Origin of the sequence: Pantoea sp. UYEF8 (genome assembly GCF_040546285.1) — a bacterium.
Taxonomy (GTDB): domain Bacteria; phylum Pseudomonadota; class Gammaproteobacteria; order Enterobacterales; family Enterobacteriaceae; genus Pantoea; species Pantoea brenneri.
In genome coordinates this window covers 1-23,602 of the sequence record NZ_JBEPNM010000003.1, presented here as the reverse complement: position 1 = coordinate 23,602, position 23,602 = coordinate 1, and the positions used below count along the sequence as shown (strand labels likewise).

The following is a 23,602-nucleotide window of genomic DNA, read 5'->3' as shown; positions in this document are numbered from 1 at the left end:
GGAAAAATTTACGCAAAGTCCGGCAATCCCCTTCACAGATTGCTCTCTCCGTCAGGCTGGCAGTCTGTGCTGCTTAAAGCCTGATGGTCGAGGAGCATCGCGACGTGTTAACCCTGCTTAATTTACTCTCTGCTGTCGCCCTGCTGGTGTGGGGAACCCATATTGTGCGGACCGGCATTATGCGGGTGTATGGTGCCGATCTGCGGCGGGTACTGAGCCGCAGCGTGGAGAAAAAGCCGATGGCGTTTCTGGCTGGCATTGGCGTGACAACGCTGGTGCAGAGCAGTAATGCCACCACGCTGCTGGTGACCTCTTTCGTGGCGCAGAACCTTGTCAGCCTGACGCCGGCGCTGGTGGTGATTCTGGGTGCTGATGTCGGGACCGCCATCATGGCGCGTATCCTGACCTTTGACCTCTCCTGGCTATCGCCGCTGTTCATCTTCTTTGGCGTGGTGTTTTTTCTCAGCCGTAAGCAGACCCGGGCCGGTCAGCTCGGCCGGGCCAGTATCGGCCTTGGGCTGATTCTGCTGGCGCTGCAGCTGATTGTCGAAGCAGCCCGCCCGATTACCCAGGCCGCCGGGGTACAGGTGCTGTTCTCCAGCCTGACCGGCGACATCATGCTGGATGCGCTGATTGGCGCCGTCTTCGCCATCATCAGTTACTCCAGCCTGGCGGCCGTGCTGATTACCGCGACGCTGACCGCCACCGGCGTCATCTCATTCAAGGTGGCGCTCTGCCTGGTCATTGGTGCCAACCTGGGTAGCGGTTTGCTGGCGATGATCAATGCCAGCGCGGCCAACGCGGCGGGCAAGCGCGTCGCTCTCGGCAGCCTGCTGTTTAAGCTGATTGGCTGCGTGGTGATCCTGCCGTTCGTTAATCTGGTGGCGGACTGGCTGGATAAGCTGCCGGTCAACGACGAAGAGCTGGTGATCTTTTTCCATGTTTTTTACAACCTGATCCGCTGTGTGGCGATGGTGCCGTTTGCCGATCTGATGGCACGTCTGTGCCGCCGGCTGATCTCTGATGACGTAGAAAATGATCTGCATCTGAAGCCGAAACATCTGGACCGCAGCGCGCTGGATACGCCGGCGCTGGCGCTGGTCAATGCCGCCCGTGAGGCGTTACGTATGGGTGATGTGCTGGAACAGATGCTGGAAGCGTTCAACAAAGTGGTGCATGGCGAACCGCGTGAAGAGCGCACAGTGCGGCGGCTCGATGATGACGTTGACGTGCTTTATACCGCCATCAAGCTCTATCTGGCGCGGATGCCGAAAGAGGATCTGCCGGCGGAAGATTCGCGCCGCTGGGGTGAAATTATTGAGATGTCGCTTAACCTGGAGCAGGCCGGTGACATCATTGAGCGGATGAGCGGCGATGTCGCGGATAAGTCGCTGGCTGCAGGCCGCGCGTTCTCCGCTGAGGGATTAAAGGAGCTGGAGGCGCTGCAGGAGCTGTTGATCGCCAATCTGCGCATGAGTCTGTCGGTGTTTCTGTCGCACGACGTCACCAGCGCCAAACGGCTGCGCCGCGCCAAACATCGCTTCCGCCTGATGATTCGCCGCTATTCTCATGCGCACGTCGATCGCCTGCATCAGCAGAACGTACAGAGCATAGAGACCAGTTCACTGCATCTGGGTCTGCTGGGCGATATGAAGCGTCTGAACTCGCTGTTTTGCAGCGTCGCCTATACCGTGCTGGAGCAGCCGGATGATGAGCGTGATTACGAGTAACAGCGAATGGGCGTAAGCTACAGCGCCGGGCGAAACGTGCCCGGCGCAAGCAGATTGCGGTGCGGTGTTACTCGCCGTGCCGCGTTGATCCCTTGGTGATCGGCTTACCGGACCAGTAACCGGCCAGCAACGAACCGGAAAGGTTGTGCCAGACCGAGAACAGTGCGCCAGGCAATGCCGCCAGCGGTGAGAAGTAGAGCTTGCCCAGCGTTGCCGCCAGACCGGAGTTCTGCATCCCGACTTCCAGCGCCAGCGTCCGGCAGGTTGACTCATCGAAGCCAAACAGCTTACCGCCCCAGTAACCGCCCAGCAGGCCAATCGCGTTATGCAGTATCACCGCTGCGATCACCATTAATCCAACCGATCCGATAAAGCCCTGGCTACCCGCCACCACCGCGCTGATGATCAACAGAATGCAGACCATAGAAAATGCCGGCAGCCAGGGTTCGACCCGACGCACCACGCTGTTCATGCTGTGATGAATGATCAGGCCGAGGCCGATCGGGATCACCACGATCTTTACGATGCTCAGCAGCATGCCAACCACATCCACCTGAATATGGGTATCGACATACAAACGCGTTAACAGCGGCGTGGCGAACACGCCCACCAGCGCCGATACCGACGAAATGGTCACCGACAGGGCGACATCGCCCTTAGCCAGATAGATCATTACGTTACTGGCCGTGCCGCTGGCGACGCTGCCGACCAGGATCATCCCGGCGGATAGATCCGGCGGCATATGAAACAGTTTCGCTAATCCCCACGCCGCTAACGGCATCACCAGATAGTGCAGAAAAGTGCCGGCAATCACCGGCGCAGGCCGGGTCAGTACCCGTTTAAAATCGCCGATATTTAAGGTCACGCCCATCCCAAACATGATCAGCATCAGCAGGTAACTCACCCACGGACCGATGCCGAGGAAAGTGGCGGGAGAATAATAGGCGGCGACAGATAACAGCACGGCCCACAGCGGGAACAGGCGGGTAACGGTGGCGAGCATGGCCAGACTTCCTTATAAGAATGTAATGATTTATGCAGGTTTGCCATAGAGATACGCCCGACAGGAACGACTGCGCAGGCGAAGGCGGGATCATAACATTTCGTTATCACGGCGTAAGGCGCAGATGGGGTCAGAGCGGAAAATGCGGATCGACTGCTGCCGATCCGCCGATCGTTGACGAAATTACGCTGCTTTTTCGCCTAAACTGCGGTAGATCGCACCACCAATCATCGCCCCGATGACCGGCATCAGCCAGAACATCCACAGCTGGGACAGCGCCCAGTCGCCCTGGAACAGCGCGACGGCGGTACTGCGCGCCGGATTGACCGAGGTGTTGGTGACCGGGATGCTGATCAGATGGATCAGCGTCAGCGCCAGACCGATGGCGATTGGAGCAAAGCCTTTGGGCGCGCGCGGGCTGGTGGCGCCCATGATAACGATCAGGAAGATCGCCGTCAGCACCCCTTCGGCGATCATGCCAGCCTGCAGGCTAAAGCCACCGGGTGAGTGCTCACCATAGCCGTTCGCCGCAAATCCGCTGGCGGCGGCGTTAAAGTCGCTCTGGCCGCTGGCAATCAGGTACAGCACCGCGCCTGCCGTAATGCCGCCTGCCAGTTGAGCGATAATGTAAGGGATCACCTGTGAAGCAGGAAAGCGCCCGCCCGCCAGCAGGCCCAGCGTTACCGCCGGATTAAAATGGCCACCGGAGATAGGACCGACCGCACAGGCCATTACCAGCACGCTTAGCCCGAATGCCAGCGCCACGCCCATAAAACCGATACCCAGACCGGGGAACGCGGCTGACAATACCGCACTCCCGCAACCGCCCAGTACCAGCACGAAGGTGCCCAGCGCCTCTGCCACTAACCTTTTCATATTATTTCCTAAAATGTGTGTATTGATTTAGCGGCGGGATTATAAAACTGCGCAGCAGCAGCGCAACGAAAGTGACTGAAATCCCTGAATAAAGTGGATTTCATTTGGCAATGAAGGAATCTAACGTCTTGTAGAATAAGGCTTAAATCAGGAAGAGGGACAGAGCGGGATGGGGATGATTTTCAGGCCGCGCGCACGCGGCCTGATCGACGCGCTGGCGTCTATTCGAACAGATTGTGATGCAGCGTACGAACCACGCTTTCCGCGTCCGTGCCGGGGACCAGGAAGCAGAGGTTATAGCTGCTGGCACCGTAGCAAATCATCCGCAGGTTAAACGGCTCAAGCACGCCAAACACCTCTTTGCCGACGCCACAGGCTTTTGACAACTGGTTGCCAATAATCGCCACCAACGCCAGATCTTCTTCTACTTCGACCCGACACAGTGACGACAGCTCAGTCAGCAGCGCCTGCGTCAGCAGGCTGTCGCCGGTTGAGGTAGAACCAGTGGTGTCGAGCGTCAGCGCCACGCTCACTTCAGAGGTGGTAATCAGGTCCACGGAAATATTGTGGCGGGCCAGAATATTAAACAGTTCGGCCAGGAAGCCAGGCGTATGCAGCATGTTAAGGCTGTGCAGCGTTAGCAGCGTCTGCTTGCGACGTAATGCCAGCGCGCGGAACAGCGGTGGATTACGGGTTTCATTACAGACACGCGTTCCGCCCGCGGCCGGATCTTTGCTGGAGCCGACAAACACCGGAATATCACAGCGTACCGCCGGCAGCAGTGTGGCCGGGTGCAGCACTTTGGCACCAAAGGTCGCCATTTCAGCGGCTTCTTCAAAGGTAATTTCGTCGATGCGCTTGGCGGTCGGTACCACACGCGGATCGGTGGTGTAGATGCCCGGCACGTCAGTCCAGATATCGACCCGCGCCGCTTTCAGCGCTTCACCCAGCAGCGCCGCCGTGTAATCACTGCCGCCACGGCCTAAGGTGGTGGTGCGGCCTTTGCTTTCGCTGCCGATAAAGCCCTGAGTGATGACCAGCGCCTGCTCAACGCGCGGCTGCAACTGGGCAATCGCCTGCTCCGCCAGCAGCTTCACGTCCGGCTCGGCACGGCCAAAACGGTCATCGGTGCGCATCACTTTACGCACGTCAAACCACTCGGCATTCACCTGGCGTTCACGCAGAATTTCGACAAACAGCAGCGACGACATCAGTTCGCCATGGCTGACCAGCTCATCAGTCAGCGCATGCGACGTCGCCAGCGAGGCGGCTTCAGACAGCATAGCAATGTTGTCAATCATCCGATCGATTTCGTCGCGGATCACGTCCGGACGCTGTAAGCGATCGATAATGGCATATTGGATACGGCGGATATCATCCAGCAGGATGGCGCGCTCGGTGAGCGGCTGGCCTTCGGCCAGAGCCACCAGCAGATTGGTAATGCCCGCCGAAGCGGATAGCACCACCAGACGCGTACTGGCATCTTTCAGCACCACGTCGGCGCTGCGGTTCATCGCATCAAAATCGGCTACGCTGGTGCCGCCGAATTTTGCCACAATCAGAGTTTGAGACATGTATGACCTCGTGTCAGGTTATCTTGTTCTCGCCGGCGATAATGCGGTCGGGAAACATTCTTTCAGCCAGGCACAAGGGAAGAGCAGAAACGGGCAGACCAGATCGGGTAGACGAGTCACCCAGAAGCGCCCCACCTTGCGAAACGTCCGACTGTGGACGTTTCTGGTGACAACCCAGAGGATTCAGCCCCTGTAGCCGACAGGCAACACACCGCGTGTTGACCCACCTCGGCGTCGCTCCCCATCATGTGTCTTCACCGGATACGGTTCCTCCAACACACTGCCTGGGCGACGCGCCTCTTCTGGCTTGCGCACGGGTGCGCAAGTAGCCGCATACATTTATCGGTTTCTGGCTCTGCTGTCAATCTCAGAGGCAGGCAGATTTTTGCTTTGCGGCGCACCGTAAAACAAATTTACCTGCCTTACAGCGACTAGAGTGCTAAATGGCTTCAGCCAGTGCAGCAATCTCTGATGCGGCACAAGGATTTATCGCCGCGTTCACGCCACACTTTCGCCGCGCGATCTCGTCGCCGTCTGCAGGCCATTCGCACCAGCCAATGCTGGCGATCCGGCGCAGGCAGGCCGGCGACTGCGCCCGGCTTACCCGCAGCCGGATGACAAAATTTTTCCTTTCAGTAGCAACTGTGGTCATACTGAAACGCTAACCGGGTACGATGTGCCCCCGATGGAATGACGGTTCTTAATATCAACAAGAGTGTTGCCATGAAAAATATCAATCCGACACAAACCGCAGCCTGGAAAGCGCTGCAACAGCATTTTGAGCAGATGAAATCGGTAGAAATTGCCGACCTGTTTGCCCAGGATGCCGATCGTTTTGCCAAATTCTCTGCCACCTTTGATGATCAGATGCTGGTGGATTTCTCCAAAAACCGCATCACCCAGGAAACCCTCGACAAATTACAGGCGCTGGCGAAAGAGACCGATTTAAGCGGCGCGATTAAGTCTATGTTCTCTGGTGAGAAAATTAACCGCACCGAAGACCGTGCGGTGCTGCACGTTGCGCTGCGTAACCGCAGCAACACGCCGATTCTGGTCGATGGCAAAGATGTGATGCCTGAGGTCAATGCGGTGCTGGACAAGATGAAGGGCTTTTCAGAGCGCATCATCAGCGGCGAATGGAAAGGCTATACCGGTAAAGCGATCACCGACGTGGTGAACATCGGTATCGGCGGGTCTGACCTGGGTCCTTTCATGGTGACCGAAGCGCTGCGTCCTTACAAAAACCACCTGAACATGCACTTTGTCTCCAACGTTGACGGCACCCATATCGCTGAAACGCTGAAAGACCTCAGCCCGGAAACCACTCTGTTCCTGGTGGCGTCAAAAACCTTCACCACCCAGGAAACCATGACCAATGCGCACAGCGCGCGTGACTGGTTCCTGAAAACGGCCGGTGACCAGCAGCACGTAGCGAAACACTTTGCGGCACTCTCGACCAACGCCAAAGCGGTCGGCGAATTTGGTATCGACACCAACAACATGTTCGAATTCTGGGACTGGGTTGGCGGTCGCTACTCGCTGTGGTCAGCGATTGGTCTGTCGATTATTCTCTCTATCGGCTTCGATAACTTCGAGCAGCTGCTGAGCGGCGCGCATGCGATGGACCAGCACTTCGCCTCTACCCCGGCCGAACAGAACCTGCCGGTCCTGCTGGCGCTGATTGGCATCTGGTATAACAATTTCTTCGGCGCGGAAACCGAAGCGATTCTGCCGTATGACCAGTACATGCACCGCTTTGCCGCCTATTTCCAGCAGGGAAATATGGAATCGAACGGCAAGTATGTCGATCGTGACGGTAATCCGGTGGATTACCAGACCGGCCCAATCATCTGGGGCGAACCGGGGACTAACGGCCAGCACGCGTTTTACCAGCTGATCCATCAGGGCACCAAGCTGGTACCGTGTGACTTTATCGCACCGGCTATCACCCACAATGCGCTGGCGGATCACCATCCAAAACTGCTGTCTAACTTCTTTGCACAGACCGAAGCGCTGGCGTTTGGTAAATCACGCGAAGTGGTCGAGAAAGAGTTTACCGATGCCGGTAAATCGGCCGAATCGGTCGCCCACATCGTGCCGTTCAAGGTCTTTGAAGGTAACCGTCCGACCAACTCCATCCTGCTGCGTGAAATTACGCCGTACAGCCTCGGCGCGCTGATTGCCCTGTATGAGCACAAGATCTTCACCCAGGGCGCGATTCTGAATATCTTCACCTTCGATCAGTGGGGCGTGGAATTAGGTAAGCAGCTGGCAAACCGTATTCTGCCAGAACTGGAAAATGACGAAAAAATTACCAGTCATGACAGTTCCACCAATGCCTTAATTAACCGCTATAAATCCTGGCGTTAATCGGCGATAAAATATCCGGGCGGCATGATTGCCGCCCTTTTTTTGCCCGGATCGGACAATTTATTCACTGCGCTACCGCCGCTCCGGTTGGATAATTCTTAAAAGCACCTAAGATAATTCTGAACAAGCCGTGATTAACCACGTCTTAATCCAGTTAAAAATGGACCTGAAATCGGCGCATGATAGCAGTTACTCTTTGATTATTAATGGGATTAAAATAAGGCAATCCTGAGTAAATTCTGATTATTCTTATTCCGTACCAAATATAACTAAAAAAGAACAATACGCTTTGCATCTGTTTTATGACCAGTGAAATATGCGGCATTAACCGGAAATATTCCGATATAAAAAGGTGTTAAAACCAAACTGACTTAATATCCCGCCGTTTTACCCCGCCCGATCGCCTGCTTTTTCCGGTGCTGAACTCTGGTATTTTGTTGCCCTATACTGAACGCGCCCGCAATGGGACTGTCCGTCGCCTTTGCTGCGTAGTTGTCTGCGCGGTGAATGTGGCGGATCAGAGATCCTTCATTCACTCAATGCAGGAAACGTTGTTATGAAAAAAACCATGGTTGCCGGTGCAGCCCTGATTTTCGTTGCTGTCTCTTCCAGTGCTTTTGCAGCCCCGGAAGACGCAGGTGCCGCAGCTGGCGCGCAGGCGGGAGCAATCTCCGCTGGCACGTCGACCGCTGTAGGTATCGGCGCACTTGGCGCGTTAGTCGGGCTCGGCATTGCTGCTTCTGGCGGTGGTGACGGCGCAAATACCGGTACAACAACCACGACCACGACGAGCACCACTCGTTGATGGATGCCCAGCAGGTGTTCGGGTGCCAGACAGCGGCAAACGGGCAACGGCGGAATCGCTGACCACGGTGAGTGATCTGCCGGGCAACGCAGTCTTGCTGTACCGACACGCGAACCCTGCGGGTATAGGACCTTTAAACATAACCACACGCCTGTGTGGTTATTTTTACTTTGGCATGACTTATCAGGGACACACAGTGCGCCAACTTCCTCTGCTGCTCGCTTGCCTGCTGCTGCAGGCCTGCACACAAACGCAAAAAGGCCTTGAACAGACCCTTATGCTGGCCGTTAACGGTCCGGATGACGTCACCGTCACCGACCAGCAGGTCAACGCATTACCCTACGCCAGCCTCTATGCCCGCCTCAATGAAGGCCCGCGAATCTTCGTGGTGCTTGGCTACAACGAAGCCGGCCAGCAGAAATGGGTAACGCAGGATCAGGCGATGCTGGTGACACAGCACGGCCGGCTGGTTAAAACGCTGGGATTACCCGATAACCTGATTAGCGTGAGTAATCTGCAGCAGGATCCGCTGGCGGATAGCCTGCATCTCAGCAACGGTGCCAGCTGGACCCGCATCGTGCAGTGGACCGAGCAGGGCAACATCCGCGCGGGGACGGTTCGGTCCACCTTCCAGCGCGGCACCGATGAAGTGCTGACCGTGGCGGGCAACCGTATCGCCTGTCGCGTCTGGCATGAGCAGGTGAGCCTCGACAGCAGCAACCGCGAGTGGGAAAACACGTTCTGGATCGATAACAGCAGCGGCGATGTGGTGCAGGCCCATCAGATGCTGGCGGCTGACGCCTTCCCCGTAGACACCACCATTCTGAAGCCGGCGAAATCATGAAAAAAATCACTTTCCTGCTGGCCGGATTGAGTCTGCTCAGCACCCCAGGCGCGCAGGCTGCTGCGCAGGTTACGGTCCATGCGCCGCACAATGGAGCACAGGCAGAACTGAGCCAGGTGCCCGATCTGGCACAACTGGTCAGCCAGCCCGCCCTTCAGCAATCGATCGACTGGCGCAGCAGCGTCATTGCCGAACGCGGCGCCAGCGCCGTGGCACAGCAGCAGTATCAGCAGACGCTGGGCCAGCTTCGTGCCTGGCGAGCCGACAGCAGTGGCGATCGTGCCGCCGCGATTGATGAGGTGATCCGCCAGCTAAGCGCGATTAAGGTCACCGGCCGGCAGTTCACCTCGCTCGATCCGGACTGGGTGCGCCTGCATCCGGCCGACAATCGCCGCCTTGAAGGCAGCTACGATCTCTATCTGCAAACCCGGTCTGATTCGGTGTTACTGCTCGGCGCGCTGAGCGGCGCAGGCAAGGTCAGCTGGCAACCGGGCCGCTCAGTGCGCGAATACCTGGCCGATCATGCACGCCTTTCCGGCGCGGAACGAAACTTTGCAACGGTTATCGCCCCCTCAGGTGCCACGCAGCAGGTGCCGATTGCTTACTGGAACCACCGTCACGTCGAAGTGGAACCGGGCAGCATTATCTGGCTGGGCTTCTCATCATGGAGCCTGCCAGGCGCCTATGACGATCTGAATAATCGCATCCTTTCCGTTCTGACTCACCGGATACCAGACTGATGAAAAAACGTTATCTCTTCAGCCTGTTGGCTGTTTCTGTGGCGACAGCCTGTCAGGCGCAGGCTGAAACCTGGCCCGCGCCGGTGGGCCCTTCACAATCCGATTTCGGTGGTGTTGGCCTGATGCAGGTGCCGACGGCGCGCATGGCCAGAGAGGGCGAGTTCAGCCTTAACGCGCGCGACAACGATCAGTACCGCTATTACTCCGCGTCGCTGCAGCTGTTCCCGTGGCTGGAAACCACCGTTCGCTATACCGATGTACGTACCCGCCGCTACAGCGCCGTGTCAGACTTCAGTGGCAATCAGAGCTACAAAGATAAAGCCTTCGATCTGAAACTGCGTCTGTGGCAGGAAGGTTTCTGGCTGCCGGAAGTGGCGCTGGGTACCCGTGATCTTGGCGGTACCGGGCTGTTCGACAGCGAATATCTGGTCGCCAGCAAAGCCTGGGGTCCGTTTGACTTCACGCTCGGCCTTGGCTGGGGCTATCTCGGCAACAGCGGCACGGTTAAAAACCCGTTCTGCTCCTACAGCGACAGCTACTGTCAGCGTCCACGGGTCGGGGAAGCGGGCTCGATCAATGGCTCACAGATGTTCCATGGTCCAACGGCCCTGTTTGGCGGCGTCGAGTATCAGACACCGTGGCAGCCGCTGCGGCTTAAGATGGAATATGAAGGCAACGATTATCAGGATGATTTCGCCGGCCGGCTGACGCAGAGCAGCAAAGTTAACGTCGGTGCCATCTATCGCGTGACCGACTGGGCAGATATTAATGCCAGCTACGAGCGCGGCAACACCTTTATGTTTGGTGTGACCATCCGCACCAACTTTAACGATCTGCGTCAGGCGCACATCGACAGCGAGAAACCGGCGTATAACCCGCAGCCTCAGCCGAAGCTGCTGGAGCCGACCGTGGTCGGTAATCAGCTGACTGACCTGAAGTACAATGCCGGACTCGACGGTCCACGCATTCAGACCAAAGGCCACACGCTGTATGTGTCGGGCGAGCAGACCAAATATCGCGACACCCAGGAAGGGGTCGATCGCGCTAACCGCATCGTCATGAACCACCTGCCGGCGGACATTGATACCATCAGCGTCACCGAGTCCCGCTTCAATATGCCGCAGGTCACCACCGTGACGCCGGTCGCCAGCCTGCACAATACGCTGGCGGGCTATCCGCTGGGCCACGAGCAGCCGCTGCAGCAGACGCGTGAAAATCCGGTGGATCCGGGTCAGACTGAGCAGGGAATGTTTATCCGTAAAGATCGCCTGAACTACAGCCTGTCACCGGTGCTCAATCAGTCAGTGGGCGGCCCGGAAAGCTTCTACATGTATCAGGTTGGCGTGATGGGTAACGTCGATTACTGGCTGACCGATCACCTGCTTGTGGGCGGTAGCCTGTTCGGCAACCTCGCTAACAACTATGACAAGTTCAACTACAACGGCGCGCCAGCGGACTCCAGCCTGCCCCGCGTGCGGACCCATATCCGCGACTACGTTGAGAACAACGTCTACGTTAACGATCTGCAGGCTAACTATATGGGCCACCTCGGCAATGGCTTCTATGGTCAGCTGTATGGCGGTTATCTCGAAACCATGTATGGCGGCGTGGGCGGCGAGCTGCTCTATCGTCCGGTCGATGCCAACTGGGCCGTGGGCGTTGATGCCAACTATGTCCGGCAGCGTGACTGGGACAATATGATGCAGTTTACCCGTTACAAAGCCTCAACCGGCAACCTGACCGCCTACTGGCGTCCGTGGTTTATGCAGGATGTGTTGGTCAAAACCAGCGTCGGTCAGTATCTGGCGAAAGATAAAGGTGTGACGGTAGACGTGTCGAAGCGCTTTGACAGCGGCGTAATGGTGGGTGTTTATGCCACTAAAACCAACGTGTCGTCTGAAGAGTATGGCGAAGGTGACTTCACCAAAGGGTTCTACATCTCGATTCCGATGGATCTGTTCACCGTCACCCCAACCCGTGGTCGGGCGCAGGTCAACTGGGTGCCGCTGACGCGTGACGGTGGTCAGATGCTGGGCCGTAAGTACCAGCTGTATGATTTGACGTCGGATCGCGACGCTCGCTTTAACTAAACAGAGGCGGCCTCCGGGCCGCTTCATGCTGTTGATAGAAAGCGGGATCAGGGAGCATACGCCCTGCGTAAAGACGCAAAAAATGCCATCCATGGCATGCTCAGCGCGGGCCATCCCTGGCCCGCGATGCTTTACTCCGGGCGTATACTCCCATCGCGTTGACTTCGGTACACATTTCAGACGGCCCTCTGAACGCTTCAGACGCTGAAAAGCCGAATCAGGGTGAAGCTGGCCGCAGCACCTAAGCTCAATGCGCAGGGAACGCGGTCAGAAGAGGAAAGCGTCCCGCTGCCCGGATAAAAACGCCGGGAGCGTTTTTGAACAATGCAAAGCGTTGGCCCGGCTACGGGCGCAATTCAGGGATGAGGTACGTATTGTGCGGGCCGAGCGGCCAGGGACTGGCTTTAGCGCCTTTCCGATCTGACCGTGTATCCTGCGCTGGCTCGATTTCACTGCTGACCGGGCCAGACTGTGTAACAACCTCAGGCGGCCATCAGGCCGCTTTTTTGTTTAGTCTGCGTCGTAGCCGAGATTTGGTGCCAGCCAGCGCTCGACCTCGGTCACTGACATCCCTTTACGCGCCGCATAATCCTCCACCTGATCGCGCTGAATCTGCGCCACAGCGAAGTAGCGACTGTCAGGATGGCTGAAATACCAGCCTGAGACTGCCGCGCCTGGCCACATGGCAAAGGATTCGGTCAGCTGCATGCCGGTCTGCTTTTCCACATCCAGCAAGGTCCAGATCGCCGCTTTCTCAGTATGCTCGGGACAGGCCGGATAGCCTGGCGCTGGCCGTATGCCCTGATAATTTTCGCGAATCAGCTCTTCATTACTCAGGTTTTCGTTGGGCGCAAATCCCCAGATCACTTTACGCACGCGTTCATGCAGATATTCCGCAAAGGCTTCAGCCAGACGGTCAGCCAGCGCTTTCACCATGATCTTGTTGTAGTCGTCATGCTGACGATCGTACGCCTCCGCCAGCGCATCCTCTTCCAGTCCGCCGGTCACCGCGAAGGCACCGAGATAGTCCGCTTTACCGCTTGATTTAGGTGCGACAAAGTCCGCCAGACAGTAGTTGGCGAAGTCGGTTTTTTCGGTCTGCTGACGTAAGTGATGACTCACTACCAGTAACTCACTGCGGCGCTCATCGCGATAGATCTCGATGTCATCGCCGACCCGGTTAGCCGGAAAAATACCGACCACGCCGCGCGGTTTCAACAGTGCCTGCTGGCTTAGCTGGTCCAGCATCGCATTCGCATCGGCGAACAGGCGCTGTGCCTCTTCTCCGACCACCTCATCTTCCAGGATGCGCGGATACTTGCCAGCCAGCGACCAGGTCATGAAGAACGGCGTCCAGTCAATGTAGTTGCGCAGCGTTTCAATACTGGCCTCGACCTGACTGACCCCGAGACGATGCGGCACCGGCGGCGTATAGCTCTGCCAGTCAATCGAGGTGGCGTTGTCGCGGGCCACCTGCAACGATACCGGCGGGGTGCGCGGTTTTTTGCGCGCATGCTGAATACGCACGGTTTCGTACTCTTTACGGGTCCGCGCCACAAAATCCTCTTTCAGCGTGGCGGAAAGCAGTGAAGAGACCACGCCTACGGTACGTGAGGCGTTCTGCACGTAGACCGTCGGACCGCTGTAGTTCTGCTCAATTTTGACCGCCGTATGCGCTTTAGAGGTGGTCGCGCCGCCGATCAGCAGCGGTAGAGTGAAGCCCTGACGCTCCATCTCTTTCGCCATATTGACCATCTCATCCAGCGACGGCGTAATCAGGCCCGACAGGCCAATGATGTCAGCATTCACTTCACGCGCCGTTTTCAGGATCTTCTCGCCCGGCACCATCACGCCGAGGTCAATAATTTCGTAGTTGTTGCACTGCAGCACTACGCCAACGATGTTTTTTCCAATGTCGTGAACGTCGCCTTTGACCGTGGCCAGCACGATTTTACCGTTGCTGCGCCCCGCCTCTTTGCTGGCTTCGATAAAGGGCTCCAGATAAGCCACCGCCTGCTTCATTACCCGCGCCGATTTCACCACCTGCGGCAGGAACATCTTGCCTTCGCCAAACAGATCGCCAACCACGTTCATGCCGGACATCAGCGGGCCTTCGATCACCTCTATCGGACGCGGCACCTGCTGGCGCGCCTCTTCGGTATCCTGCTCAATGAATTCGGTGATGCCTTTGACCAGCGAATATTCCAGCCGCTTCACCACGTCCCAGCTGCGCCACTCGGCCAGCTGTTTTTCCTGAGCACCGTCACTTTTGCCGCCACGGTATTTTTCCGCCAGATCCAGCAACCGCTCGGTCCCGTCATCACGGCGATTGAGGATCACATCTTCTACCGCATCGCGCAGCTCCGCCGGCAGATCGTCATAAATCGCCAGCTGGCCGGCGTTGACGATGCCCATATCCATGCCTTTTCGGATGGCGTAGTAGAGAAATACCGCGTGTATCGCTTCGCGCACCGGATCGTTGCCGCGGAATGAAAACGACACGTTGGAGACGCCACCGGAGATCATCGCATGTGGCAGCTCGCGCTTGATATCCTCACAGGCGCCGATGAAATCCATCGCGTAGTTGTTGTGTTCTTCAATGCCGGTCGCCACCGCAAAAATGTTGGGGTCGAAGATGATATCTTCCGGCGGGAAACCGACCTGCTCCGTCAGGATGCGATAGGCGCGGCGACAAATCTCAATCTTACGGGCGCGGGTATCCGCCTGGCCCACCTCATCAAATGCCATCACTACCATCGCCGCACCGTAGCGGCGGACCTGGCGCGCATGATGAATAAAGGCCGCTTCACCCTCTTTCATCGAAATGGAGTTAACGATGCCTTTACCCTGAATGCACTGCAGCCCTTTTTCAATCACCTCCCACTTTGAGGAGTCGATCATGATCGGGACGCGGGCAATATCCGGCTCACCAGCAATCAGATTCAGGAAGCGCACCATCGCCGCTTCGGCGTCGAGCATTCCTTCATCCATGTTGATGTCGATGATCTGAGCACCGCTTTCAACCTGCTGCAGCGCTACTTCCAGCGCTTCGTTATATTTCTCTTCTTTAATCAGCCGTTTGAATTTGGCTGAACCGGTAACGTTGGTCCGTTCGCCGACGTTAACAAACAGCGATTCTGCGGTAATGTTGAGCGGCTCAAGACCGGCCAGACGACAGGCAACCGGGATCGTCGGCAGCTTACGCGGAGCAACGCCCTCAACGGCCGCCACCATGGCGGCGATATGCTGCGGTGTGGTCCCGCAACAGCCACCGATAATATTCAGAAAACCCGAAGTCGCCCATTCGCCAATCTGCTGCGCCATCAGCTCCGCATCCAGATCGTATTCGCCAAAAGCATTGGGTAAACCAGCGTTCGGGTGCGCAGTGACGTAACCCTCGGCGATGCGCGACAGCTCCGCCACATACTGACGCAGCTCGTCCGGTCCGAGGGCGCAGTTAAGGCCAAAGGAGAGTGGTTCAGCGTGCCGCAGGGAGTTGTAAAAGGCCTCGGTGGTCTGGCCGGAGAGTGTCCGGCCGGAGGCATCGGTGATGGTGCCTGAAATCATCAGCGGCAGCGTCACGCCGAGCGCTTCCATCTCGGTCTGGACCGCATAGATCGCCGCTTTGGCATTCAGGGTATCGAACACCGTTTCGATCATGATGATGTCACAGCCGCCTTCCACCAGCGCACGGGTCGATTCGCGGTAGGCGTCCACCAGCTGATTAAAAGTGACGTTACGGTAGGCGGGATCGTTAACATCGGGCGAGATCGAGCAGGTACGGTTTGTCGGCCCCAGCACGCCCGCGACGTAGCGTGGGCGATCCGGCGTTTTTGCCGTCCATTCATCGGCGCAGACGCGCGCCAGACGGGCGGCCTCGTAGTTGATCTCGGCCGATAACGCTTCCATCTGGTAATCCGCCATCGCAATGGTGGTGGCATTAAAGGTATTGGTTTCGAGAATATCGGCACCGGCAGCCAGATAGGCGTCGTGGATCTCGCGGATCACCGCTGGTTTAGTCAATACCAGCAGATCGTTATTGCCCTGAAGATCGCAGGGCCAGTCGGCAAAACGGCTGCCGCGAAAATCCTGCTCATCCAGCTTATAGCTCTGGATCATGGTACCCATACCGCCGTCCAACACCATAATGCGTTGTGCGAGCTGCTGATGTAGCGCTTCGATTTTATTGCTCACTGATGGCCCACCCACGTCAATCTGCTGGCTGAAATAGCTGCTAGTCATTCTGTCATAAGCGGGTTAACCAACAAAGCAACCTTAGCTGAGACATTTTCAGGTCGGCCATGAACAGGTCTGACCAGAAAACCAGCATTTGCAAAGCGCGTGATTAAAACGAAAATGATTTCCACATTCCTAAGGAGATTTGATCATGGCGACGCCTGTTCCCGTTAAGCGCGGCAAAAAACCTCGCGGCACTGCCGCCACTGCCGCACCCGCGGGTGGCCAGGTGCAATCCCTGACCCGCGGCCTGACACTGCTGGAGCTGATTGCCGATTCCCACGGCAGCGTGGCGCTGACCGAACTGGCACAGCAGGCAGGTTTGCCGAACTCCACGACTCATCGCCTGCTCAGCACCATGCAGCAGCAGGGGTTTGTCCGCCAGGTGGGCGATCTGGGGTTGTGGACCATCGGAGCACATGCCTTCGTGGTGGGCAGCAGCTTCTTGCAGAGTCGCAATCTGCTGGCGCTGGTGCATCCGGTACTGCGCAGCCTGATGGACGCCTCGGGCGAGACGGTTAATCTGGCGGTGCTGGATCTCAGCGATCATCAGGCGGTGATCATCGATCAGGTGCAGTGTACCCAGCTGATGCGCATGTCCGCACCAATTGGCGGCAAGCTGCCCATGCACGCGTCGGGAGCCGGCAAAGCGTTTCTGGCCCATCTCAGCGATGAGCAGGTCACGACGCTGCTGCATCAGAAAGGGTTGCATTACTACACGCCGAAGACCCTGATGTCGCCGCAGAGCCTGAAAGAGAATCTGGCGCAGGTGCGTAAAGCGGGCTTCTCGTTTGATGATGAAGAGCATGCGCTTGGACTGCGCTGTGTTGCAGCACCGATCTATGACGAACACGGCGAGCCGTTTGCGGCCCTCTCCATCTCCGGTCCGATCGCCAGGATGACCGACGATCGCATTACCGAACTGGGTGCGCTGGTGATCCGTGAAGCGCGTCAGGTCACGCTAGCGTACAGTGGTCGCTGACTGCCTCCGTCGCGTAGCGCACGCAGAAGCGCTGCGCCTGCCGCCAGGCAATCACCTCTTCCACGTGTCCCCCGGCAATGCGTTGTTGCTGGGCTCGCCACCAGCGGGCCTCAAAAATCTCCGGATGCAGTTCCAGCAGCAAAGCACCGATGGCAGCGTCGCTGCATAGGGCATAACGGAAGGTTTCCGGAAATACATCGTCCGGCCCGACGCTGTACCAGGGTTCGGCGCTGAGTTCATCCTCTTCGTAGCGCGCGGCCGGCACCTCACGGAAGTGCAGTTCCTGCATCGGTCGGATCTCATCGTAGTCGTAAAACACCACCCGGCCATGGCGGGTTATGCCGAAGTTTTTAAACAGCATGTCGCCCGGGAAGATATTCGCCGCCGCCAGCTGCCGGATAGCATTGCCATACTCCTCAATCGCCTGACGCCGTTGTTCGGCACTGGCCTGCGCCAGATAGAGGTTAAGCGGCTGCATGCGGCGTTCGAGCCACAGGTGCCGAATGATCAGCCGGTCGCCTTCAATCTTCAGCTTCTCCGCCGCGCAGGCGTTAAGTTCGGCCAGCAGTTCAGGCGAGATACGCGCCAGCGGCAGCGCGAACTGCTCAAACTCCTGAGTATCCGCCATTCGTCCGACGCGATCGTGCTCTTTAACCTGCTGATAGCAGGCGCGCACCTGGGCCTCCGTTACCTCTTTTTGCGGCGCGAAGCGATCTTTAATCACTTTAAACACCCGATCAAAGCCAGGCAGCGTGAAGACCAGCATCACCATGCCGCGAATGCCAGGTGCGATCTCAAATTCAGCTTCACTCTGTTCCAGCGCCTGCAGGTATTCGCGGTAACTTTCGGTCTTGCCATGCTTCTGGCAGCCAATCGCCATATAACGTTCGGCCAGCGTTTTGCCTGGCAGAATCGGCTGCAGCCACGCCACCAGCGCTGCGGGCATCGGCGCATAAACCATGAAATACGCGCGGGCGAAACCAAACACAATACTGGCATCATCCACATCGGTCAGACAGGTATCGATCCACAGTTCGCCCGCCGCGCTGCGCTGAATCGGCAACAGACAGGGATGGATGGCATCCGGCAGGTGCAGACGCGCCACCAGCCATGCAGTTTTATTGCGATAAAACAGTTCGCAACTGACCTCAAGCCAGCCCTGCTCCAGCTGCGGAAACTGCGTCTGCAGGTGGCGCACAATCCAGCCGATATCACGTTCGCGATGCTGCCATGGCAAGGTTAACGGTAAATCACGCAGCACCTGTCCGATCAACGCCTGCCAGCCCTGCTGTGGCTGATAGCCGCGCGCCAGCGGCCGCGACGGACTTATCTGTGCTGACGGTGATTGAGAACTGAAGATAAATAGCCGTTCTGGCTGCAAATCGGCATGACCGTGCAGCCGGCAGTAGACCGAATTAAAGAAACTCTCTGCAATTTCATAGCGCGGATAGCCAGGCAATAAGCTTTCATACTGGCTCTTTACCCGTAGCCAGAACGCCTTATCCCAGCAGGCTGCACCATTCAGCACCCGCAGCTGATCGGCGACCAGCCCGACATGATGATCGTAGAGATGGATTCTTGCTTTCATGGCCTGCTGCACCGCCTGCCATTCAGCCTGTTCAAAGCGCTGCTGGGCTCCGGCCGTGATGTCGAGAAAGCGGCCATATTGTGCGTCGAAGCCCTGCAGGATGGTGTGCGCAATCAGCGATTCGCGTGGCGGCATAATCAGCTCCGATAAAAGCCCGCCCGCGAACAGCCGGGCAGGAGACTGTCAGGGATTTACTCAGAACTGGTGCTCTTCAGTCGAACCGGTCAGCGCCGTCACCGACGATTTACCGCCCTGGATGGTGGTGGTGACCCGATCAAAATAGCCGGTGCCCACTTCCTGCTGATGCGATGAGAAGCTGTAACCGCGATCGCGCGCGGCAAATTCAGGCTGCTGCACTTTCTCAACATAGTGGCGCATGCCCTCGCCCTGCGCATAGGCGTGAGCCAGGTCAAACATGTTGAACCACATGCTGTGAATCCCGGCCAGCGTGATGAACTGGAAGCGATAGCCCATCTCGCTGAGCGCCTGCTGAAACTGTGCGATGGTGCGATCGTCGAGATTTTTTTTCCAGTTGAACGATGGCGAACAGTTATAGGCCAGCAATTTACCGGGATAGCGGGCGTGGATGGCATCGGCAAAACGCTGCGCCATAGCCAGATCGGGCGTCGAGGTTTCACACCACAGAATGTCAGCGTAAGGGGCATAAGCCAGACCGCGGCTGATCGCCTGCTCGATACCGGCATTGGTGCGGAAGAACCCCTCTGCAGTGCGGTCGCCACTGATGAAAGGACGATCGTATTCATCGCAGTCTGAGGTAATCAAATCGGCTGCATCGGCATCGGTACGCGCCAGCAGCAGCGTGGGCACGCCCATGACATCGGCCGCCAGCCGGGCAGCCACCAGTTTTTGTATCGCTTCCTGCGTCGGTACCAGCACTTTACCGCCCATATGACCGCATTTTTTCACCGCCGCCAGCTGATCTTCAAAGTGAACGGCCGCCGCTCCCGCCTGAATCATCGCTTTCATCAGCTCAAACGCATTCAGCACGCCGCCGAATCCCGCTTCGGCATCGGCAACGATCGGCAGAAAGAAGTCGGTATAGCGACTGTCACCCGCTTCAATCCCGCTGGACCACTGAATCTGGTCGGCGCGCTGAAAGGTCTGATTGATGCGCGTCACCACTTCAGGTACCGAGTTAACCGGATAGAGCGACTGATCCGGGTACATCTGTCCCGCCACGTTGGCATCGGCAGCCACCTGCCAGCCAGAGAGATAGATCGCCTCTATACCGGCCTTTGCCTGCTGTAATGCCTGCCCACCGCTTAACGCGCCCAGACTATTGATGTAACCCTTCTTCGCGTCTCCGTTAAGCAGCGCCCACAGTTTTTCCGCACCGCGCTGGGCCAGAGTGCAGGCGGGCTGTACCGAGCCGCGCAAATTTACCACCTCTGCCGCACTGTAAGGACGGGTGATGCCTTCCCAGCGCGGGTGCTGCCAGTGCTGCTCGAGTTGCTGAATTTGTTGAGTACGTGTCATGGCAATGTCTCCGAGAGTCAGGGGATCAGGCGGTAGCCCGGCAGAGTAAGGAATGAGACCAGCTCGCGTTCGGTGGTGATTTGCGCCATCAGCTGTGCCGCTTCGCCATAGCGACCGGCACTGAACCGGGTTTCGCCCAGGCTCTGCTGCAACAGATGGAGTTCTTCGTTCAGCCAGCGCAGGAACAGTTCAGCGGTGACCTGCTGACCACTGCTCAGGGTTTGCTGATGACGTATCCATTGCCAGATTGAGGTGCGGGCAATCTCTGCCGTGGCGGCATCCTCCATCAGGCCATCAATCGGCACACAGCCGTTGCCGCTGATCCAGGCTTCAAGGTATTGCAGCGCTACGCGAATATTGGCGCGCATACCCGCTTCAGTGCGTTCACCGGAACAGGGCGCCAGCAGCGTGGTCGCGTCGATCGGCGCATCCTCTTCCCGTGTGACCGATAGCTGGTTAAGCCGGTTGCCCAGCACCGCATCAAATACCGCCATCGCGGTGTCCGCCAGACCGGGATGGGCGATCCAGGTGCCATCATGACCGTTGTTCGCTTCGCGCTGCTTATCTTCCGTAACGCGTTGCAGCACCCAGGCATTACGCGCCGGATCTTTACTCGGGATCAGCGCTGACATGCCGCCCATCGCAAACGCGCCGCGCCGATGACAGGTTTTGATCAGCAGGCGTGAATAGGCGTCCAGAAAAGGCTGAGACATGGTGACGGACTGGCGATCCGGCAGTACCCGATCCGCATGCTGTTTCAGCGTTTTGATATAGCTGAAGATGTAGTCCCAGCGCCCACAGTTAAGGCCAACGATGTGATCGCGCAGATTCCACAGGATCTCATCCATCTGGAAGACCGCCGGCAGAGTTTCTATCAGTACCGTGGCTTTGATAGTGCCGCGCGGCAGATCGAAACGATCCTCACTGAAGCTGAAGATCTCACGCCACCAGGCGACCTCCTGCCAGCTTTCGGTTTTGGGCAGATAGAAATAGGGACCGCTGCCTTTCGCCAGCAACGGGTGAACGTTGTGAAAGAAATAGAGCGCGAAATCAAACAGCCCGGCGGGAATCGGATTGCCCTGCCAGCTGACATGCTTTTCCGATAGATGCAGGCCGCGCACCCGACACATCAGCACGGCTGAATCGGCGCGCAGCTGGTAAATTTTGCCGGCATCGCTGGTATAGCTCAGGGTGCCCTGTACCGCTTCACGCAGGGTCAACTGCCCCTCCATCAGCTTATTCCACTCCGGTGACAGCGAGTCCTCAAAATCTGCCATAAACACTTTTACATTCGCATTCAGGGCGTTAATCACCATTTTGCGATCCGGCGGACCGGTAATTTCGACCCGACGATCCTTCAAATCTTCCGGAATCGAACGGATTGCCCACTCACTAGCGCGAATGGAAGCTGTTTCCATATCAAAGTCGGGCAGATAACCCTGATCGTACTGTTGCTGTCGCAGCTGGCGGGCCGTCAGTAACGCGTCACGCTGTGAGGCAAAGCGCGTAACCAGCGCATCTAAAAACAGAATCGCCTCGGCAGTCAGCAACTGCTGTTCGGCATGGTTAAAGGGCTGGCTGAAGGTCAGGGTATGGCTGATTACAGAATCTGTCATGCTGGCGCTCTCCTGTATTCAGAGGATCGAATAACGCGGATCCCCGGATCGACTGTTTTGTGAACTACAGGATCAGAGCATATTCATTTAATTTTCTAAATCAAAAACTATTTCCATTTTATTGGAATAAATTATCCATCCGATTGTTTTTAAAGTAGTTAAACTTTTATTTTCTAAGGGAACAGTTTTCACCGTCAATTTCAGGTGAAAAAAAACCGTGTCGCCAGCGGCTAACACGGTTCAGTTGAGGATATCCCGGCGCTATTCAAGAGTCGGATTCATGCGGCGTAAATCAAACGGTGTGATCTGATAGACGTAGTAGTTAAGCCAGTTAGAGAACAGCAGATTACCGTGGCTACGCCAGGCGGCACGCGGTGGCAGTGCCGGATTATCCTGGGGGAAGTAATTATAAGGCACCTCAGGATTGAGGCCGGCTTCATAATCACGGTGATATTCACCCGATAAGGTCAACGCATCGTATTCAGGATGACCGGTAACAAACACCAGTCGTTTGTCTTTACTCGCCATCAGGTAGGCACCGGTTTGTTCCGATTCAGCAAATAATTCCAGATCGGTATAATCGGTAATCAACTGCGTCGGGAAATCAGCATAACGTGAATGCGGCGCCAGGAAATTATCATCAAATCCGCGGGTCAGTAAGGCATGCGGATGCAATATCTGATGCTCAAAGACACCTGATAGCTTGTTATGCCTGGTCTGCTTTGGAATGCCATACAAAATATTAAGCGCCGCCTGCACTGCCCAACAGACAAACAGCGTTGAGGTAACATGCTCTTTGGCCCAGTGCAGCACGCGCTGGATCTGTGGCCAGTACGCCACATCATTAAAGTCGACCAGTCCCAGCGGAGCACCTGTCACGATTAAGCCATCAAAGTTGTCGTGCTGGATATCTTCAAAATTGCAGTAGAAGTTATTGAGATGCTCAGTCGGCGTGTTACGTGACTCCCGGCTGTCGATGCGTAACAGCTGAATATCGATCTGTAACGGTGAATTTGAGAGCAGGCGCAGGAACTGATTTTCCGTTTCGATCTTTTTCGGCATCAGATTCAGTACCAACACTTTAAGCGGACGGATCTCCTGAACACTGGCGCGTGACGAGGTCATCACAAAGACGTTTTCGTTACGCAAAAAATTCACTGCCGGTAATTCGTCGGGAACCCTGATTGGCATAGCCTGCTCACCTCTTACAACCATATAAACGTTTAGACATCTGGATGCCCAACATTAGCCTGGTGGTCCTGTAATGTCGAGGTTTCATGCAGAAAATGAAAATGTTTCAGCTTAAAGTGGCAAATCGCAGACGTAAAAAAGCCCCGCACTTTCGTGCGGGGCTTCTTCACTGGTTTGATGCCTGGCAGTTCCCTACTCTCGCATGGGGAGACCCCACACTACCATCGGCGCTACGGCGTTTCACTTCTGAGTTCGGCATGGGGTCAGGTGGGACCACCGCGCTACAGCCGCCAGGCAAATTCTGTTGTCCGCGCCGCCTCCAGGGGCCGCACGGCTCAATCCGTTATGAACAAGGCTGAAAATCTTTTCGTCTCTCAAAACGCCTCTGGCGTTGTAAGGTTAAGCCTCACGGGTCATTAGTACCGGTTAGCTCAACGCATCGCTGCGCTTACACATCCGG

The 23,602-nt window shown here is 56.9% G+C and carries 15 protein-coding genes, 1 rRNA gene and 1 riboswitch; of the genes, 7 read left to right on the top strand and 9 right to left on the bottom strand.

The window, feature by feature from the left end; genetic code table 11:
• Nucleotides 1-104 precede the first annotated feature (104 nt).
• Entirely contained in the window at nt 105-1,730 is a 1,626-nt protein-coding gene (locus ABIB18_RS06440) for a Na/Pi cotransporter family protein (RefSeq protein WP_046289211.1), read from the top strand.
• 67 nt (nt 1,731-1,797) lie between these two features.
• Here the strand turns inward: ABIB18_RS06440 and panS are convergent, their stop codons facing one another.
• The 3 genes from panS to lysC form a co-directional block, all read right to left on the bottom strand.
• Entirely contained in the window at nt 1,798-2,733 is a 936-nt protein-coding gene (gene panS / locus ABIB18_RS06435) for a ketopantoate/pantoate/pantothenate transporter PanS (protein ID WP_031375534.1), read from the bottom strand.
• A gap of 183 nt (nt 2,734-2,916) precedes the next feature.
• Entirely contained in the window at nt 2,917-3,609 is a 693-nt protein-coding gene (aqpZ, locus tag ABIB18_RS06430) for an aquaporin Z (RefSeq protein WP_354473850.1), read from the bottom strand.
• A 221-nt stretch (nt 3,610-3,830) separates the two neighbouring features.
• The gene (gene lysC, locus ABIB18_RS06425; protein ID WP_031375536.1) at nt 3,831-5,183 is read right to left on the bottom strand and encodes a lysine-sensitive aspartokinase 3; all 1,353 of its coding nucleotides are present in this window, start codon (nt 5,181-5,183) and stop codon (nt 3,831-3,833) included.
• Between the two features lie 116 nt (nt 5,184-5,299).
• Nucleotides 5,300-5,493, bottom strand: a riboswitch (Lysine riboswitch).
• 413 nt (nt 5,494-5,906) lie between these two features.
• Between lysC and pgi the strand changes: the two genes are divergently transcribed.
• From pgi to ABIB18_RS06400, 5 genes are all read left to right on the top strand, one after another.
• Nucleotides 5,907-7,553, top strand: coding sequence for a glucose-6-phosphate isomerase (pgi, locus tag ABIB18_RS06420; RefSeq protein WP_031375537.1), 1,647 nt, complete (start codon nt 5,907-5,909; stop codon nt 7,551-7,553).
• Nucleotides 7,554-8,109: 556 nt separating this feature from the next.
• A complete protein-coding gene (yjbE, locus tag ABIB18_RS06415) occupies nt 8,110-8,358 on the top strand; it encodes an exopolysaccharide production protein YjbE (RefSeq protein WP_031375538.1) in 249 nt (82 codons plus the stop codon).
• A 196-nt stretch (nt 8,359-8,554) separates the two neighbouring features.
• Entirely contained in the window at nt 8,555-9,202 is a 648-nt protein-coding gene (locus ABIB18_RS06410) for a YjbF family lipoprotein (protein ID WP_031375539.1), read from the top strand.
• A complete protein-coding gene (locus ABIB18_RS06405; RefSeq protein WP_031375540.1) occupies nt 9,199-9,942 on the top strand; it encodes a capsule biosynthesis GfcC family protein in 744 nt (247 codons plus the stop codon). Before ABIB18_RS06410 ends, ABIB18_RS06405 begins: the two co-directional genes overlap by 4 nt.
• Entirely contained in the window at nt 9,942-12,032 is a 2,091-nt protein-coding gene (locus ABIB18_RS06400; RefSeq protein ID WP_316554493.1) for a YjbH domain-containing protein, read from the top strand. Before ABIB18_RS06405 ends, ABIB18_RS06400 begins: the two co-directional genes overlap by 1 nt.
• 510 nt (nt 12,033-12,542) lie before the next feature.
• Here ABIB18_RS06400 and metH read toward each other — a convergent pair.
• On the bottom strand, nt 12,543-16,226 hold the full coding sequence (gene metH, locus ABIB18_RS06395; protein WP_139807892.1) for a methionine synthase: 3,684 nt from the start codon (nt 16,224-16,226) through the stop codon (nt 12,543-12,545).
• A gap of 193 nt (nt 16,227-16,419) precedes the next feature.
• Between metH and iclR the strand changes: the two genes are divergently transcribed.
• Entirely contained in the window at nt 16,420-17,250 is an 831-nt protein-coding gene (iclR, locus tag ABIB18_RS06390) for a glyoxylate bypass operon transcriptional repressor IclR (protein ID WP_069729427.1), read from the top strand.
• Here the strand turns inward: iclR and aceK are convergent.
• The 5 genes from aceK to rrf all read right to left on the bottom strand — a co-directional run bounded on the left by aceK (nt 17,225) and on the right by rrf (nt 23,437).
• The gene (aceK, locus tag ABIB18_RS06385; protein WP_354473849.1) at nt 17,225-18,973 is read right to left on the bottom strand and encodes a bifunctional isocitrate dehydrogenase kinase/phosphatase; all 1,749 of its coding nucleotides are present in this window, start codon (nt 18,971-18,973) and stop codon (nt 17,225-17,227) included. The two genes, iclR and aceK, sit on opposite strands and share 26 nt — an antisense overlap.
• 60 nt (nt 18,974-19,033) lie before the next feature.
• A complete protein-coding gene (aceA, locus tag ABIB18_RS06380; protein WP_031375545.1) occupies nt 19,034-20,335 on the bottom strand; it encodes an isocitrate lyase in 1,302 nt (433 codons plus the stop codon).
• Nucleotides 20,336-20,352: 17 nt separating this feature from the next.
• Nucleotides 20,353-21,951, bottom strand: coding sequence for a malate synthase A (gene aceB, locus ABIB18_RS06375; RefSeq protein WP_316554489.1), 1,599 nt, complete (start codon nt 21,949-21,951; stop codon nt 20,353-20,355).
• A gap of 261 nt (nt 21,952-22,212) precedes the next feature.
• On the bottom strand, nt 22,213-23,142 hold the full coding sequence (metA, locus tag ABIB18_RS06370) for a homoserine O-acetyltransferase MetA (RefSeq protein WP_031375546.1): 930 nt from the start codon (nt 23,140-23,142) through the stop codon (nt 22,213-22,215).
• Between the two features lie 179 nt (nt 23,143-23,321).
• Nucleotides 23,322-23,437: ribosomal RNA gene (gene rrf, locus ABIB18_RS06365) — 5S ribosomal RNA — on the bottom strand.
• Between the last annotated feature and the right edge of the window lie 165 nt (nt 23,438-23,602).

Excerpts from the sequence above, each read along its gene's own strand:
- panS (WP_031375534.1), bottom strand. The coding sequence starts at position 2,733 with ATGCTCGCCACCGTTACCCGCCTGTTCCCGCTGTGGGCCGTGCTGTTA.
- aqpZ (WP_354473850.1), bottom strand. The coding sequence starts at position 3,609 with ATGAAAAGGTTAGTGGCAGAGGCGCTGGGCACCTTCGTGCTGGTACTG.
- lysC (WP_031375536.1), bottom strand. The coding sequence starts at position 5,183 with ATGTCTCAAACTCTGATTGTGGCAAAATTCGGCGGCACCAGCGTAGCC.
- pgi (WP_031375537.1), top strand. The coding sequence starts at position 5,907 with ATGAAAAATATCAATCCGACACAAACCGCAGCCTGGAAAGCGCTGCAA.
- yjbE (WP_031375538.1), top strand. The coding sequence starts at position 8,110 with ATGAAAAAAACCATGGTTGCCGGTGCAGCCCTGATTTTCGTTGCTGTC.
- ABIB18_RS06405 (WP_031375540.1), top strand. The coding sequence starts at position 9,199 with ATGAAAAAAATCACTTTCCTGCTGGCCGGATTGAGTCTGCTCAGCACC.
- ABIB18_RS06400 (WP_316554493.1), top strand. The coding sequence starts at position 9,942 with ATGAAAAAACGTTATCTCTTCAGCCTGTTGGCTGTTTCTGTGGCGACA.
- iclR (WP_069729427.1), top strand. The coding sequence starts at position 16,420 with ATGGCGACGCCTGTTCCCGTTAAGCGCGGCAAAAAACCTCGCGGCACT.
- aceK (WP_354473849.1), bottom strand. The coding sequence starts at position 18,973 with ATGCCGCCACGCGAATCGCTGATTGCGCACACCATCCTGCAGGGCTTC.
- aceA (WP_031375545.1), bottom strand. The coding sequence starts at position 20,335 with ATGACACGTACTCAACAAATTCAGCAACTCGAGCAGCACTGGCAGCAC.
- aceB (WP_316554489.1), bottom strand. The coding sequence starts at position 21,951 with ATGACAGATTCTGTAATCAGCCATACCCTGACCTTCAGCCAGCCCTTT.
- metA (WP_031375546.1), bottom strand. The coding sequence starts at position 23,142 with ATGCCAATCAGGGTTCCCGACGAATTACCGGCAGTGAATTTTTTGCGT.